Raw genomic sequence first — 14,408 nt, 5'->3', positions numbered from 1 at the left:
AGGCTATTCAATTTTCGGGGGCTTTTCGCGACGTGCAGCCTAGTTCTGTTGTATTTTCAACTCGTATGTTTTGGCGAAAGTATTGCCCTTGATATCTTTCGCCTCTATGCCGACTTTTTTCGAGCGGCGCACCTGCGTTGTGAGCGAGTAGTAGTTTTTGAAGAAGATGTCTTCGAATGCCTGGCCAGTGCCGAGCTGCCAGGCGTCGTCTTTGAAAAGAATGCGGTCGAACCTCGCCGACATCACTTCTTTGTCATCGATCGAGACCTTGTACTCATAAACTCCCCAGCGTTCGCGACCGGTGCCGTGGTCTTGCAATAGCAGGTAAACTGGATAGTCACTCGTCAGGCGAAAGCCTTTATCGGGATTAACGCTCGCAAACTTATCGGCGAGCAGCACACCCCAGTCTTTCGCCTCGGGAGGCCGGGTATCGGCGTAGTAGGTATGCGGCATGACGATAAGGGGGTTCAGCATCGCCCGGTTTGCGGCATCGTATATAAAGAAGTGAAGGTGTGGCCCGCCTGAGTGGCCGGTGTTGCCCGAAGTGCCCAGCTTTTCGCCCGCGGTCAGTTTGAACGATTGCAGCACCGCATCGGCCATCGTCTTCAGGTGCATGTAGCCGGTCCACTGGTCGCCGTGGTCGACGATGAGCGTATTGCCACCGCCGAACGGCATTTCACCGGGCGTAAACTCAGTTTGTATGCGGTATAGCACCCGCCCATCGCGGGGAGTGATAACTTTCATGCCTTCGCCCGGCAGATCGATGCCGTTGTGAAAATGGTCGAGCCGCGATTCGCCGAAGGTCGAGCTGATCTGGTATTTTTTGTCTTTCTCTACAGGCCAGTCGAGGCCCGTCTCTGCCGCGATCACTGGCACTGCGCCGGTAAACAACAGACAGCTGACGAAAGTAAAGCGCCCCATGGGGACAGTAAACGTAAAAAAAAGACCGCGTCAAACCAATCGCGCTTTGTGCTTGCGGGACAGATATGCTTTACCAACGCGGTGCGATGAAACTCCATTCGTATTCGATCGCCGAATCGATTCACCTCGGGCCCATCGCCGCCGCATCGACGCATGAAACGATGACCGTGCTCGACCGCGAAATTTTTATTCGCCTCGGCAAAAATTCGTGTTACAGCATCTACAGTTTTGGCGCAGTCGTTTTCTACAACGTGCCTGAAGCCGAGCAGCAGCTGGCATTGCAGAACGTGCGCGCGCATGCAGACGGTCTGCACGAAAAGGCGCTCAGCGAAGACCATGACCTGAAGCTCGGCGCGGGCAAACCGCATGCGATACCGTCAGAGATCAAAGTGCCAAAAGCGAGCGACGACGTTCTACGGGTGGTCATGCAGAATCTCGCCTACTCGGTGACACTCGACTATTTTCAGCAGATCGCTGCGGCACTGCTTGAATCGGTCAAGAGCCGCGCGGAAGAGATAGCAAAGTCAGGCAAGATCAGGCTGCGTGAAAAGCAGCTCAACCAGTTTATCGGCAGGGTAATGACTGTAAAGAATCGTATCGCCGAGCACTTCTATATCTTTCAGGCGCTCGATGAAGTGTGGGAAAACGACCTGTTGGGACGCGTGCACCACGGTATGGTGCAGTCGCTGGATCTCAAAGTGCGCTTCGAAGAAGTCGAAGGCAGCTTTCGCATCATCGAAGAAAACCTGCACATGATGAACGAGCTGCACGTCAATGCGCAAAGCCACCGCATTGAGATCGTGATCACGGTTTTGATTTTGATCGAGGTCTTAGACCTGATTGGCGACAAGTTCAAAATCTTTCATTAACAGTTTCCTGAGAAAGGAAACTGTTAGCAGGCCTTGCGGAGAAACTCTTTGAATATCGTTTTTAGAATAATGTACCCGGCCAAAACAGAACCTTTGATCGTGCCCGAAATTTTTGAAACGCCGATACGCCTGCGGTAACTGACGGGTACTTCGGCAATGCGCAGGTTTTTCCTGACCGCACGTATCTGCATCTCGACTGTCCAGCCGAAATTGCGGTCTTGCATATTGAGTGCCTGCAGAGCGCTGCGGCTGATCGCCCTGAAGGGGCCCAGATCTGAATACCTCTGCCTAAAGAACAGGCGAATCAAGAATGTCGCAAGCCAGTTGCCGAAGCGTTGCTGCGGGGTGAGCGAGCCGCGGTCTCTGACGGCCCCTGCCAGGGTTCGCGAACCGATGACCAGATCTGCGGCGCCGGTGAGAATAGGGCCAACCAGATGGGGAAACTCTTCGGGAAAATCAGAATAGTCGCCGTCGATAAAGAGTACAACTTTGGCCGCAGCAGGGACTTCTTGCAGAGCCCGTAAGCACGCAGACCCGTAACCTCGCGCCGGCTCGGTGACGACGAGACATCCTGCTTTTTTTGCGACGACTGCCGTCTTATCGGTCGAGCCATTGTCACAAACAATGATCTGTATTTTGAGCTTTTCGCGTTTAGCGGTAGCCAGAAGGTCTTTGGCCACAAGACCAATGGATTTTTCTTCATTGAGAACCGGAATTACAGCCGCGATCACAGATCGACCCGCTGGCGTATTGACTGTGAAATTGCCTGCGTCTCGGCAAAATCGAGCATTTGGCCCAGCGCCAGCCCGGTCGCGATGCGCGTCACGCGAATGCCGCTCGGTTTCAAGAGATCGGCGATGTAGTGCGCTGTCGCATTGCCCTCGACACTCGGGTTCGCCGCGACGATGACTTCTTTAATACCGAGCCGCGCGGCGCGCTCGGCAAGTTCTGGCAGGTGTAGTTCTTCGGGGCCGATGCCATCGAGTGGTGAAAGCACGCCGCCCAGCACATGGTAGAGGCCGCGGTGTTCGCCTGTGTTTTCGACGGCATAAATATCTGACGGCTGCTCAACGACGCAGAGGCTTGCACTGTCTCGCCGCGGATTATCGCAGTAGACGCAGCCCGTCGCTGCAGGGTCTGCACCGCGGCTCGTATACGCACCGCAGCGGCTGCAGGCCGTGATGCGCGTGACAAGTTCGGTCAATGCGTGGTTAAAGTTTTCAACACGGGTTTTGCCGCCTTCGATCAGAGAAAAAACTATACGCATCGCGGAGCGCCGGCCGATACCGGGAAGCGATTGAATGGCCTCGATGGCGGCCAATAGCTCAGGAGGCATATTTCAACATGATGTGAGGCAAAGCCTCACATCATGTTTCCCAGCATGCCTTTCATGTCTGACATGACCTGCTTGCGGGCATCTTTTTGCGCCGATTGAATCGCTTTTTTGATCAGCTTCGGCAGCACCTTGATTTCATCGGCGTCGAGCAGAGCCGGGTCAATTTCGAGGTCGATGAGGTTTGCTTCGCCGTCGACGGTCACTTTGACGGTACCGCCGCCAGTTTCAGCGCTCACGCGCATATCGCCGAGCTTCTTCTGCACCTGCTTCATCTGCTGCTGCGCGGCGCGCATCTGGCTCATCATGTCTTTTATATCACCTAGTCCCATAAGCTCCCGAGGTGGTGCGGCGCATGGCGCGTAAAGCTACTTCGGTTCGGGCACGAGCATCGGTGTCTTGCCGTCGGTGATGATCACCTTCGTGTTGGGCGATTTCGCGAGTTCGCGAAACGCCTCGATGCTGCGCAGCATGATAATTTCTTTGCTGAGGCCCTGGTTCAGAATCTTTTGCGAGTCGCGCACACCGGCTGCCTCAACCTTGCGCCGCTCAGCCTCACGGTGCTCTTGCTGCAGCACATATTCCATGCGCTGTGCGTCTTGCTCGGCGCGCAGCTTGTCTTCGATCGCGGCGTAGAGGCCCGGCGGCAGCTTAATGCTTTTCATCAGCACGCGGTCGATCATGAAACCCTTGCTTTCGAGTACATCACGCATTGCCTTCAGAATTTCAGCTTCGATTTCAGAACGTTTGCCGCTGTGCATGTCTTTTGCCAGAAAGCGTGCCGATACGTCGGCTGCCGCCGAACGGAACACATTGACGACAACACGCTGCTCGTTCTCTTCGAAGGCCGTGCCACCGAATTCAACGAGCAGGGCGGGCACTTTGTCTTCTTTTAGCTTGTAGAGGATCGAGATCTCTGCTTCGACATTCAAACCCTCTTTGCTGGGCAGCGCCAGTTTTACTTCGAGGTTTTGCAGTGAAAGCGAAAGGACAATGATGCTCGTCCAGATCGGGTTGTAGAAGTAAAGACCGGGGTCGAGAATTTCATTGGTCTGTTTACCGAATTTGCGTTCGACTCCGAGGTTGCCCTGGTGAATCGTGGTACAGGCGCCGGTAAGAAGTGCGGCGCCGATTATGGCAGCGGTAATGCTTCGTTTGGTCATGAGATCCCCCTTTTTGTTCACTCTGGCCGGCAAGCAGCCCGCTGGGCAGACCACGAAATCGTGGTGTTGGTTCCCGGGCAGGCTAATCTGAGCCGAGCGTCTCTGCGTAGGCCATGAGTTTAAGCGCCTCATTGCGTGAAATCTTATTCTGCGTCAGCATGGACTGAACGACCTCGCGCAGCATCGACAGGGTCTGCATCTCTTCTTCGGGGGCTTTTTTACGAAAGAGGTCAAGCCAGCGTTTCGGTGTCTTTTCTGCACGCAGCGTGTAGAGGTGCTGCCTCAGCATGCGCTCGCGCATTGCCGGTATTTCTGCTGCGAGCATATTGAGGCGCGCGACCAGTTCGTCGATGTCGTCTGAGGTGAACTGCAGTACATTCGCCATTTCATTGCGGCCGCCCGACCGCGAATAGCAGGTGTAACGAGCCTCGTCGATATTGTAGACTATTTTATAAATCAGCGGCCTTTCGGCCAAGAGGTCGACCAGAAATGTCCAGACGAGTTCGCGGTTCTCACGCAAACCCCATGGTTTGCCGTGGCGTAGATTGCCATATTCTACGAGAGACTTCTTGTCTTTGCGCAGCTTCTGCAGCAGCTGGCGGGTTACTTTATTGATGCGCCGGCGAATGCGCCAGAGCCCGAACCACGGAAGCCGATGGTGCGCATGTTTGAGGTCTTTGATCATCGACTCAGGCGAAAGCTTAGGGCTTGCGGGGGCCGTCAAGTAGACTTGACGGCGTGATTTTTTGTTGTATATTGATCGTATGCCAACATATGATTACAAGTGCGCCGACTGCGGCCGCATATTTGAAAAATTTCACGGCATGCATGAAACCCCGCAGGTGACATGCCCCGAATGCACCTCGGTGAACACGTCGAGGCAGGTGAGTCTAGGTGCTGGCATTGTCTTCAAAGGCGCCGGTTTCTACGTCAACGATTACAAGAAGTCGGGTGGCGCAGGTTCGGCGGCGTCATCGACTGCAACCAAAGAAAAAACCGAAACCGCGAAATCTGATTCTGCCGGCGGCGCAGCGTCGCCCGCGGCGGGCAGTGGTGAGTCGAAGTCTGCCCATTCGTGCGGGCCGGGTTGCGCACACTGATCTCCCGAACAGGGCCAAGGTAAACACAAGTGTCTGAAACAGAAGTAAAAGAATTCGTACGGCCCACGGTCGAAGTCAATACGTATAAAAAGGCCAATCCGCTCAAGGCGAAGGTGCTAGAGAACCGCATTCTCTTTCGCGAAGGCGACGAGAATGATGTTCGGCACATTGTGCTCGACGCACGCGAGATGAACTATCTCGACGGGCAGAGTGTCGGCGTGCTGCCACCCGGCCTCAATGAAAAGGGAAATCCTCATGCGGTGCGGCTCTATTCGATCGCGTCGCTCGCTTCGCGCATCGAGGGCAGCGAAAATCTGACGCTCTGCGTGAAGCGCGCGATCACGAAAGACGAAGCCACCGGGCAGGTCTACCGCGGCGTCGCGTCGAACTTTCTCTGCGATGCAAAACCCGGCGACGAGATCACGCTCACGGGCCCGGCCGGCAGAAAGTTTGCTTTGCCTATAACTGAGGATATAAACCGACCCTATATCTTTATCGCTACGGGAACCGGCATCGCCCCGTTTCGCGGTTTTCTGCAGCGCCTCTTTAAACACACTCCCGGCTTTAACGCGCCGGTCTATCTGCTGTTTGGTGTGAAGACCAAGGCAGAGCTTCTGTACCATGAAGAGTTCATTCAATACACGCAGCCGAACTTCTTGTACCTGAAAGCGCTCAGCCGTGAAATGAAAAATGCCTCGGGCGGGCGCTACTACGTCGGCGACCTGATTCATGACCATGGCGGCAAACTCTGGCCGGTGATACATGACGAGCGCAGCATCATCTACATGTGCGGCCTCAAAGGTATGGAAGCGGGTGTCTCAGGGGCGATCAACGCGCTCGCTAAACAAAACGGCGCGGGTGATGACTACTACGCAAAACTCGAGCACCGCATCGTCGAGGAAGTTTACTAATGTTGCGTGTCCCCCTCCGCCTACGGCACCTCCCCCACGTGTGGGGGAGGGTGGGTGGGGGACTTTTGATCGCTTTAGCTGCGAGCAGCTGCTCGCTCAAGAAAATCGCTGTGCGCCAGGCGACTGGTTTCTTCGCCGAAAGCCGCAAGGTCTTCGAACAAGAAACAGACCTTGAGATCGCCGAGACATCCATCGCCTCGAACCTGAAGCTGCTTGAGGCGATGCAGGTGCATGACGAACACAACGACAATCTCAACCTGCTGATTGCCGAGATCTATTCGGCGTACACTCTGTCTTTTGCCGAAGACAAAATGGAGCAGGCTGAAGCCGATAAAAAAGACGCCGAAGTCGAGCGCCAGCGCAGGCGGGCGAAAATGCTCTACCTGCGCGCACGCGATTTTGCAGGCAAGGTTCTGTTGCCGTTACTCGATACCGATGACCTCAGTAAAATGACCGAGCAAGAGCTGCAGCAGCGGCTGGCGAAGCTCGGCAAGAGCGACATCGCGCCGGTATTTTGGTATGCATTTGCCTGGGGTTCGGCGATCAATGTCGATCGCGAAGATACGCAGGGGCTCTCTGACCTGCCTAAAATCGAAATCATGATGGCCCAGGTCAAAGCGTGGGACGAAGCCTATTATTTCGCGGGCGCGTGGCTGTTCGAAGGTGTCTATTTTGGCGCGCGCAATGAGATGATGGGCGGTGACCCCGCGCGGGCAAAAGCTGCGTTCGAAAAGAATCTGAAGCTCACCGAAGGCAAGCTCTTGATCACGCAATACTTTTACGCGCGCACCTATTGTATTTTTGCGCAAGACAAAGCTTGTTTTGATAAGAATATCGCCGCCGTTCTCGACGCCCCTGCCGATTTGCACCCCGGCCAGAAGCTCGCCAATGCACTGGCGAAGAAGAAAGCAGAGCGGCTCAAGCGCCGCAAAGCCGACTTTTTTATTGAATAGAGCTAAACCGCGGCAGACAACCCGGTTTTGCTCAAAACGGTTTATGCCCTGTATACGATCTTATATTATGTCGCATGAAAATGATGCTGCTTGCGGCGATTTTGGCCGTTCTGCCTGCTTATGCAGACGAAGAAATCTTTCTGGCATGCAGCGTGACGCAGATTGCCGCTTCAGAAGCCGAGGGTAAGACAGATAAAAAGCTGCGCAAACTCGAGAAATTTCTGAGCAAAGATGCCGTGACGCAGAAGTTCAAGAGCTTCAGGCAGGTGGCTAAAAAATCTCTGAATGCGACGAAGGCGAGGGCGGGTAAGGTGAAGCTGCGCAACGGCAATACATTTTCACTGCGCGCAGTTTCAGTATTTCGGGCGCAGCGCAAGAACAACATTACCGTCGAGGTTTCGACCGGCGGCGGCAGCGAGCAAAAGAAATTTATAGATCGTGAATACCTGATGCTGAACGCCGGTTCACTCGACAAAAAGTCTGAACTCGTTGTCGCTGTTAGTTGTCCTGTTTTTCCGTGAAATCATGAAAAAGAAACCGTTAACCAGAAAACCGCCTCTAAAAAAGAAGACGGCTAAAAATCATGATGTTCATGAGAAGAAAATCGTCGTTCTTGATTTTGGTTCACAGTACACTCAGCTGATCGCCCGGCGCATTCGCGAGCTGCGCTACTACGCAGAAATACATCCTCATCATATTTCGCTCAAAGAAATTCAATCGCTGAACCCGGCAGGCATCATTCTTTCGGGCGGCCCCGCCTCGGTTTATGAAAAGGGCGCACCGCAGGTCGATGCCGGTGTCTTTGGTCTGGGCGTTCCCGTGCTGGGCATCTGCTATGGCCTGCAGCTGATCTGCCATCTGAACGGTGGCAGGGTTGCGGCATCGGGTGCGCGCGAATATGGTCGTGCGACGCTGAAAGCGCGCAAAGCATCGCCGCTTCTCAAGGGCGTCAAGCCCGGCCAGGTGTGGATGTCTCACGGCGACAAGATTCTGAAATTACCCAAGCGTTTTTCTGTCATCGGCGTCACCGAAAATTCGCCGACTGCGGCATTCGCCGACGAAAAGGCACGCATCTACGGTGTGCAGTTTCACCCTGAGGTTCAGCATTCGACGCAGGGCAAGGCCATTCTCAAGAATTTCTGCAGCACCATCTGCGCAATGAAACCCAACTGGACAATGAGCCGGTTTGTCGAAGAGAAAATTTCTGAGATTCGCGCGCAGGTGAAGGGCGAACGTGTGCTCTTGGGGCTTTCGGGCGGCGTCGATTCAACCGTCACTGCGAAACTGCTGCATGACGCTATCGGCGATCAACTGACCTGCGTGTACGTCGACACGGGCCTCATGCGCAAGGGTGAAACCGACGCAGTAAGAACCCGCTTCAAGAAAGAGTTTGGTATTAAGCTCGAAATCGTCGACGCCGAAAGCCGCTTCATGGCAGCGCTCGCGGGCGTCGATGAACCCGAACAGAAACGCAAAATTATCGGCAAACTTTTTCTCGATGAATTTGCGGCAAAGGCGAAAGAACTGGGGCACCATGAATTTCTGGCGCAGGGTACTCTGTATACTGACGTGATCGAGTCGGTGTCCGTCAAGGGGCCTTCGCAGACGATCAAGTCGCACCATAATCGCGTGCAGGGCGTGCTCGACATGATTAAGGCAGGCCGGGTCATCGAACCGCTGTCTGAGCTCTTCAAAGACGAGGTGCGCCGTCTCGGGCTGGCGCTCAAGATTAACCGCAACCTGCTGTACCGGCATCCGTTTCCCGGGCCGGGGCTGGCGATCAGAATTCTGACAGCAGTGACGCGGGAAAATGTCGCGACTCTGCGCGAGGCAGACGCAATCATGCTCGATGAGCTGAAGACTTCGGGCTGGTACGAAAAGGTGTGGCAGGCGGGTGCGATTTTCTTGCCGGTGCGCTCTGTAGGCGTCATGGGCGATAACCGCACGTACGAAAATGTGATCGCGCTGCGCCTTGTCACGAGCGAAGACGGCATGACGGCCGACTTCGCGCACCTGCCTTACGAGGTTTTGGCAAAAATTGCTTCCCGCATTATTAACGAAGTGAGGGGTGTAAACCGCGTCGTCTATGACATTTCTTCAAAACCCCCGGCCACGATTGAATGGGAATAACCCTCTGATCACAGCGTTAGGCCGTGCGACGGTTGCCAAAATAGTGCGGATTGTCTGCTTAAACGTGGCCACTGCCGTGTTTGCCTTTGCGCCGCTCTGGGCGCAGAGACCGGATACCTGGGGAAGTGAGAAATCCTCCGAATCGAAAAATGAAAGCAGCGAGCAGGCAACGCCCGCAGGCGATCTGGGTAAACCGCTCGACGAGATCTGGCGCATAGTTTTTCGCAATTCAAAAGGCGAAGATGTGGTGCTCGACTGCGAAGTTGCCCGAACTGAAAAAGACAAAGAGCGCGGGCTCATGTTCCGTAAAAACCTCGCGAAAAATCGCGGCATGATCTTCGTGTACAATAGACCCGAAGAAATGAATTTCTGGATGCGCAACACGGTGCTGCCGCTGAGTATCGCGTACGTGCACGAAAAACTTTTTATCGCGAGCATTCACGATATGAAACCGCTCGATCTCGACATTGTGAGTTCAGATATACCGGTACTCTACGCGATCGAGGCAAACCAGGGTTGGTTTAAGAATAACGCGATCCATTCGGGAAATCGCATCACTATTTACAAGAAGCCCGACGATTTCAAGATTGAACGCAAGAACAAATACCGCAAAGAGCTCAAGGTTCCCTGACTGACGCGTGGACGCCTCGTCATTATACCAGAAAAAGCTCGTCTCGAAAGAGCAATACCGCGCGCTCTGCGTCGGGCAATATGGCTCGTCGTACTTTCCCGATAAGCGCAGTCAAGAAGAATCGCTGCGCGAATTGTTGATGCTCGCTGAAACCGCGGGTGTCAAAACTCTGCACGAGCTGTTCTTTAACCATGACGATATACATCCTGCTATGTTCTTCTCTTCGGGGCAGATTGAGCGCATTCGCAGGGTCTGCACCGACCTCGATCTGAATCTGCTATTCGTCGATGCACAACTAAAACCTAACCAGCTCAGAAACCTCGAAGAAGAACTCAAGATTCGCGTTCTGGGCCGTATTGAAGTTATTCTGGATATTTTTGCGATGCGCGCCAAAACGCGCGAGGCGTTGCTGCAGGTTGAGCTCGCGCAACTGCTCTATATTCTGCCGCGACTCAAAGGCTTGGGCGGTGTGCTTTCGCGGCAGGGCGCAACAGGCGCCCCGGGAATCGGTACCCGAGGCCCGGGCGAAACGATGCTCGAAACTGACCGTCGTTACATTCGCCGCCGCATCCAGAAAATTCGCAGCGACCTCAAAGACGTTGAGCGGCATCGCAGCACAGCACGCCAGGGCAGGGGGCTCGCCACTTTTGCGCTCGTCGGTTACACCAATGCCGGCAAGAGCAGCATCTTAAACGCACTGTCGTCGAGTTCGCAGAAGGTTTTTGCCGAAGATAAACTATTCGCGACGCTTGATACTTTTTCCCGAAAGATCTATCTGGGTGAGCAGAATTTCAGGCCATTTTATGCGGTCGTAACCGACACCGTCGGTTTCATTAGAAATCTGCCGGCGTCTCTGATTGCCGCGTTTCAATCGACGCTCGGTGAAATCAAGCATGCAGACTGGGTTATCGAGGTGCACGATGCGTCTTCGGTGCAGCTCGAAGATGAAATGGAAGTTGTGCGCGGCGAACTCGATCGCCTTGGCGTTGCCGACAAACCGCGGTTGCTCTATTTCAACAAAGATGATCTGGTCTTTGCCGACACACGCGCTGAGCTGACTGAAAAGTATCCGAACGCGATCTGGGGCAACGCGCTCAGTCGCGAGGGTGTTGCGGCATTGCGCCAGCGGCTGGCAGAGAGTGCGGCGAATGTGCACGTCGCATGAATGACTATTTGCGGCGAGGTGCAAGCGGCACCTGCGGGGCATTCGGGTTGGCAACTTCGAGCGCATACCAGAGAATCAGAACTGCGGTGTGCCCGGTCATTTTGCTGACATAAGGGTTGTCGAGATGATTCTCGGCTTCGGTCAGAAAACGGTGCAAGAACAGTGAGGATGTCACCTTCTTCGGGCGGGCGTACGCCATAAAGGCCGCTGCTTCGACGTGTAAGTCAGAAATATTGCGCTCTGAATCTATGAGGCGCTCCATTGTGGCAATCCACCGCCGCTCGAAGGCCGCAAGTTCTGCCGCATGCAGTTGATAAAATGGGCATGCTTTTTCACGCAGAATCAGCAAAGCGAGATACATATGCGTCAGCTCATAACCGCCTTTCGCTGCGAGATTAAACATCTGCATGTGCATATCGGCATCGGGTTCAATGAGGTCACACCAGATGGCGCGGTTGACGATGCGGTCGATCGGCCCCTGGCTTATCTGCTCGCGGTTGGGGGGGTAGTGCACCTCAGGCACGAGTATGTGCAGAATCGGTGAAAAACTGGATTTCCAGAATCTGCCATCGTGTACATCGCGGCGAAACCGCGTCACCGCCATGGGCTCTGGCAGATTAAACTTGCGCATGAGTATGTCATAGATATAGACGACGTCGGCCTTGTAGTGCCGCTCAACCTGATTCTGCATCATCCACGCATAACTTTTCGCGGCGACGTTGGCCACGCGGTTCATGACGGCGGGTGGCAGACGGGTCTCCGCCCGAACCGCGGCAAAACCGATGAGAAAAACAAAGGCCAGGGCGACGCGGCGTGCAGTCATGAACCGCTGAATTTCGCCTTGCGCTTCTCTGCAACGGACTTCATGCCCTCAGCGGCATCTGCAGTATTCAGAATAACCTGCAGGTCGGGAAAGAGACGTTCGGCAGCTGCCGTAAAGCCATGCTTCTGGGCCCGCACTGAAGATGCGAGAGTTGCCGCGACGGCAAGCGGTGCCTGCTCGGCGATCTTGTGCGCGAGCTCAAGCGCCCGTTCTTTAAGTTTCGACTGTTCAACGATCTCTTGAATGAGGCCAATGCGCAGCGCTTCGGCCGCGGTAAACATATCGCCTGTGAGCATATATTTCATGGCGTTACCCCATCCGCATTGTGCCGGAAACCTCATTGTCGCGCCGCCAAAGGGGAACACACCGCGCTGCACTTCCATCTGCCCGAATTTTGTGCTCGCGGTCGCGATGCGAATCTCGCTCGCAAGCATCAGTTCGATACCGAGAGTCAGGCAAAAACCGTGCGCCGCCACAATTACGGGCTTGGTCTTTTCGCGGCCCGAAACACCCCATGGGTCGATGCCGTCAGGCTTTGATAGCAGATTGCCCTGGCTCTTCTGGATACCCTCGGCGACTTCGCCCAGTTCAAGGCCGAGTGTGAAATGCTTACCCTCGGCGCAGACTACCCCGACGCGCACTTCGCGATCAGCCTCGAGCTGCTCGTAGGCGTCGCCGAGTTCGCGGAGCATCGCCGTATTGAAGGCATTGTTCTGATCGGGCCGGTTGAAGCTGATAATCAGAACATGGCCGGCTTTTTCGGTTTTGATATGGGTACCCATGGCAGCAGACTCAAGCGATCGGCATGCGGGTCAACCAGAATGCAATTGCCTGTTCATGCAAAAATCAATCCCAAGTTGAGAAAAAATACCCGTTCGCTGGTATTTAATAATTAGAGGCAATATGAAAGACAAACTTGTTACCAGTGTCAGTCTGCCGGCTGAAGCTGCAGCATTCTGGAGGGCAAGACGCGTGGAGATCATGCGCTATGCGGAGCGTTTTTTGCGCATTCAGATGCGCCACAGCGTCAGGCGTGCAGTCACCAGGAGATATAATCACGAAGGAGAGAGTTTCACGATTGTCACGACCCGGTTCTCGGCTGCCGAGTATGACACGCTGCATTTCGTCGCTGCGTCGCTCAGGGTGAGCGTCTCCTCCCTTATCTACGGGCTTATCAAGTTGTGGTTAAAGCCTTCGCGAAGGGCTCTGCGCCGGTTCTTTGCGACTAACTATGATTGCCCACCGCAAAAATGGGACCCCGAAGCAGGTTTCGTCGAAGAGAGCCTGATCTTTTGGCGGGTACCCGACCCAGAAACCACCCAACCGCCAGTCTGGCTAACGCCCGTTACCTAAGAAATATCTCCCGCCCCAGATACCGACTATACTCGGACCACGACGCGTCATTGGTCTTGCCCTCGGCCGCGCGCTTGAGGTCGTGAAAAATAAACTGCGTCGAGTCGACGGCATCGGCTGCATGCACAAGGTATGCTTCGAGAAAACGGGGCTCTTCGATAGCACCCCAGTTTCTGCGGCCCTGGTGCGCGAGCACGACGTGCTCGAGTTTCGCGCGGGTGAGGGAATGCATTTTGACACTGTTCAGTTTGGCGACCAGACGTTCATAGCCGAGTAGAGTGTGTCCCTTCAGGCGGCCCGGTTCTGAATGTTCGTAGTGGCTGAGTAGAAAGTTATACTCGTCGACTTTGCCGATGTCGTGCAAGAAAGCACCGGCGATCATGAGGTCGCCGTCGGCGTGCGGGTAGATGGCGCGAAACGCTGCCACCGATCGCATCACGTTCAGGGTATGTTCCATCAGTCCGCCGATGTAGGCGTGGTGAATCTGCCGCGATGCCGGCGCTTCGAGAAACAGGCGCATGAAGTTGCGGTCGCGCAAAAAGTTCAGACAGATTTCGCGCAGTTCGTTAGAGGCAATTTTCTGAATCAATTGCTTCATTTCGACGTACATCTGCCGCCTGCTCACCGGCGTTCGGGCCCAGAAGCGGCTGAGCTCCTCACCTTTTGCGCCCGCTTCGACCTTCATGAGCTTGATCTGCTTCACGTTCTGAAACTCTTCGACGATGCCCTGAATGCGCACGATGCTGCCGGGTTTGGCGATGTCGGTGATGGTCTTCAGTTCAGTAGGATTGCCAAAATAAATCGCAGGCATATGCCCTGATGCGTCGGCGAGCATCAGCCGCAAGAAGGGCTTGTGATTTTTTGCAGTCTGCAGCAGTGCGCGCCTAACAAGAAACCTGCCTTCTTCGAGCAGGCCATTCTGCAGGTCGCGAATGAAGGGACTTCTCTCGGTCGTCAACAAAGAGGGCCTCCGCCGGCCTGCGTCCGGGCAGGGCCCCGTCGCCGACCTGGGCGCATCCCTGCACCTGCGGTCATCAACAAAGTGGGCCTCCGCCG

The 14,408-nt window shown here is 54.8% G+C and carries 17 protein-coding genes and 1 pseudogene; 9 read left to right on the top strand and 9 right to left on the bottom strand.

All coding sequences use genetic code 11. The annotated features are described in order from the left end of the window. Positions 1 to 39 precede the first annotated feature (39 nt). The gene (locus tag TURPA_RS18975) at positions 40 to 921 is read right to left on the bottom strand and encodes a M23 family metallopeptidase (protein ID WP_014804882.1); all 882 of its coding nucleotides are present in this window, start codon (positions 919 to 921) and stop codon (positions 40 to 42) included. Between the two features lie 65 nt (positions 922 to 986). Here TURPA_RS18975 and TURPA_RS18970 point away from each other — a divergent pair, with 65 nt between their 5' ends. Then, positions 987 to 1,790 (top strand): RMD1 family protein, encoded by an 804-nt coding sequence (locus tag TURPA_RS18970; protein WP_014804881.1) that lies wholly within the window; start codon positions 987 to 989, stop codon positions 1,788 to 1,790. A 23-nt stretch (positions 1,791 to 1,813) separates the two neighbouring features. On the opposite strand, the gene TURPA_RS18965 is transcribed toward TURPA_RS18970, so the two are convergent. The 5 genes from TURPA_RS18965 to TURPA_RS18945 all read right to left on the bottom strand — a co-directional run bounded on the left by TURPA_RS18965 (position 1,814) and on the right by TURPA_RS18945 (position 4,971). Further along, entirely contained in the window at positions 1,814 to 2,521 is a 708-nt protein-coding gene (locus TURPA_RS18965; RefSeq protein ID WP_014804880.1) for a glycosyltransferase family 2 protein, read from the bottom strand. Then, on the bottom strand, positions 2,518 to 3,126 hold the full coding sequence (gene recR / locus TURPA_RS18960; RefSeq protein WP_014804879.1) for a recombination mediator RecR: 609 nt from the start codon (positions 3,124 to 3,126) through the stop codon (positions 2,518 to 2,520). Before recR ends, TURPA_RS18965 begins: the two co-directional genes overlap by 4 nt. Before the next feature lie 26 nt (positions 3,127 to 3,152). Continuing rightward, positions 3,153 to 3,455, bottom strand: a complete 303-nt coding sequence (locus TURPA_RS18955) for a YbaB/EbfC family nucleoid-associated protein (RefSeq protein WP_014804878.1) — start codon at positions 3,453 to 3,455, stop codon at positions 3,153 to 3,155. Between the two features lie 36 nt (positions 3,456 to 3,491). Further along, positions 3,492 to 4,286 (bottom strand): prohibitin family protein, encoded by a 795-nt coding sequence (locus TURPA_RS18950; RefSeq protein WP_041948704.1) that lies wholly within the window; start codon positions 4,284 to 4,286, stop codon positions 3,492 to 3,494. Between the two features lie 82 nt (positions 4,287 to 4,368). After that, positions 4,369 to 4,971 (bottom strand): hypothetical protein, encoded by a 603-nt coding sequence (locus TURPA_RS18945; protein WP_014804876.1) that lies wholly within the window; start codon positions 4,969 to 4,971, stop codon positions 4,369 to 4,371. A gap of 79 nt (positions 4,972 to 5,050) precedes the next feature. Between TURPA_RS18945 and TURPA_RS18940 the strand changes: the two are divergent. From TURPA_RS18940 to hflX, 7 genes and pseudogenes are all read left to right on the top strand, one after another. Further along, a pseudogene (locus TURPA_RS18940) lies at positions 5,051 to 5,272 on the top strand (FmdB family zinc ribbon protein); the annotation flags it as partial. Between the two features lie 143 nt (positions 5,273 to 5,415). After that, on the top strand, positions 5,416 to 6,297 hold the full coding sequence (locus tag TURPA_RS18935; RefSeq protein WP_014804874.1) for a ferredoxin reductase domain-containing protein: 882 nt from the start codon (positions 5,416 to 5,418) through the stop codon (positions 6,295 to 6,297). Positions 6,298 to 6,362: 65 nt separating this feature from the next. Continuing rightward, the gene (locus TURPA_RS18930; protein ID WP_041948703.1) at positions 6,363 to 7,250 is read left to right on the top strand and encodes a TRAP transporter TatT component family protein; all 888 of its coding nucleotides are present in this window, start codon (positions 6,363 to 6,365) and stop codon (positions 7,248 to 7,250) included. 74 nt (positions 7,251 to 7,324) lie between these two features. After that, on the top strand, positions 7,325 to 7,771 hold the full coding sequence (locus TURPA_RS18925; RefSeq protein ID WP_014804872.1) for a hypothetical protein: 447 nt from the start codon (positions 7,325 to 7,327) through the stop codon (positions 7,769 to 7,771). A 4-nt stretch (positions 7,772 to 7,775) separates the two neighbouring features. Next, complete coding sequence (guaA, locus tag TURPA_RS18920; protein ID WP_014804871.1) at positions 7,776 to 9,380, top strand: glutamine-hydrolyzing GMP synthase; 1,605 nt, start codon at positions 7,776 to 7,778, stop codon at positions 9,378 to 9,380. A 64-nt stretch (positions 9,381 to 9,444) separates the two neighbouring features. Then, positions 9,445 to 10,011, top strand: coding sequence for a DUF192 domain-containing protein (locus TURPA_RS22310; protein WP_053332245.1), 567 nt, complete (start codon positions 9,445 to 9,447; stop codon positions 10,009 to 10,011). 7 nt (positions 10,012 to 10,018) lie between these two features. Continuing rightward, a complete protein-coding gene (gene hflX, locus TURPA_RS18910) occupies positions 10,019 to 11,176 on the top strand; it encodes a GTPase HflX (protein ID WP_014804869.1) in 1,158 nt (385 codons plus the stop codon). Between the two features lie 4 nt (positions 11,177 to 11,180). Here the strand turns inward: hflX and TURPA_RS18905 are convergent, their stop codons facing one another. Continuing rightward, entirely contained in the window at positions 11,181 to 11,999 is an 819-nt protein-coding gene (locus TURPA_RS18905; protein WP_014804868.1) for a hypothetical protein, read from the bottom strand. Then, complete coding sequence (locus TURPA_RS18900; RefSeq protein WP_014804867.1) at positions 11,996 to 12,781, bottom strand: crotonase/enoyl-CoA hydratase family protein; 786 nt, start codon at positions 12,779 to 12,781, stop codon at positions 11,996 to 11,998. The genes TURPA_RS18905 and TURPA_RS18900 overlap by 4 nt, the downstream gene beginning before the upstream one ends. A gap of 121 nt (positions 12,782 to 12,902) precedes the next feature. Here TURPA_RS18900 and TURPA_RS18895 point away from each other — a divergent pair, with 121 nt between their 5' ends. Then, positions 12,903 to 13,352, top strand: coding sequence for a hypothetical protein (locus TURPA_RS18895; protein ID WP_014804866.1), 450 nt, complete (start codon positions 12,903 to 12,905; stop codon positions 13,350 to 13,352). Here the strand turns inward: TURPA_RS18895 and TURPA_RS18890 are convergent. Further along, positions 13,345 to 14,313, bottom strand: a complete 969-nt coding sequence (locus TURPA_RS18890; protein WP_157210598.1) for a 3'-5' exoribonuclease YhaM family protein — start codon at positions 14,311 to 14,313, stop codon at positions 13,345 to 13,347. The genes TURPA_RS18895 and TURPA_RS18890 overlap by 8 nt on opposite strands. Positions 14,314 to 14,408 lie beyond the last annotated feature (95 nt).

This window comes from Turneriella parva DSM 21527 (assembly GCF_000266885.1).
Lineage (GTDB): Bacteria > Spirochaetota > Leptospiria > Turneriellales > Turneriellaceae > Turneriella > Turneriella parva.
The sequence above is the reverse complement of the archived record's forward strand: the minus strand, read 5'-3'. Positions and strand labels throughout refer to the sequence as shown.

What these genes read in the sequence shown, in the direction of transcription:
- TURPA_RS18955 (WP_014804878.1), bottom strand. Translation starts at nt 3,455, where the DNA reads ATGGGACTAGGTGATATAAAAGACATGATGAGCCAGATGCGCGCCGCG.
- TURPA_RS18975 (WP_014804882.1), bottom strand. Translation starts at nt 921, where the DNA reads ATGGGGCGCTTTACTTTCGTCAGCTGTCTGTTGTTTACCGGCGCAGTG.
- guaA (WP_014804871.1), top strand. Translation starts at nt 7,776, where the DNA reads ATGAAAAAGAAACCGTTAACCAGAAAACCGCCTCTAAAAAAGAAGACG.
- recR (WP_014804879.1), bottom strand. Translation starts at nt 3,126, where the DNA reads ATGCCTCCTGAGCTATTGGCCGCCATCGAGGCCATTCAATCGCTTCCC.
- TURPA_RS18925 (WP_014804872.1), top strand. Translation starts at nt 7,325, where the DNA reads ATGAAAATGATGCTGCTTGCGGCGATTTTGGCCGTTCTGCCTGCTTAT.
- TURPA_RS18895 (WP_014804866.1), top strand. Translation starts at nt 12,903, where the DNA reads ATGAAAGACAAACTTGTTACCAGTGTCAGTCTGCCGGCTGAAGCTGCA.
- TURPA_RS18900 (WP_014804867.1), bottom strand. Translation starts at nt 12,781, where the DNA reads ATGGGTACCCATATCAAAACCGAAAAAGCCGGCCATGTTCTGATTATC.
- TURPA_RS18945 (WP_014804876.1), bottom strand. Translation starts at nt 4,971, where the DNA reads ATGATCAAAGACCTCAAACATGCGCACCATCGGCTTCCGTGGTTCGGG.
- TURPA_RS18970 (WP_014804881.1), top strand. Translation starts at nt 987, where the DNA reads ATGCTTTACCAACGCGGTGCGATGAAACTCCATTCGTATTCGATCGCC.
- TURPA_RS18905 (WP_014804868.1), bottom strand. Translation starts at nt 11,999, where the DNA reads ATGACTGCACGCCGCGTCGCCCTGGCCTTTGTTTTTCTCATCGGTTTT.
- TURPA_RS18950 (WP_041948704.1), bottom strand. Translation starts at nt 4,286, where the DNA reads ATGACCAAACGAAGCATTACCGCTGCCATAATCGGCGCCGCACTTCTT.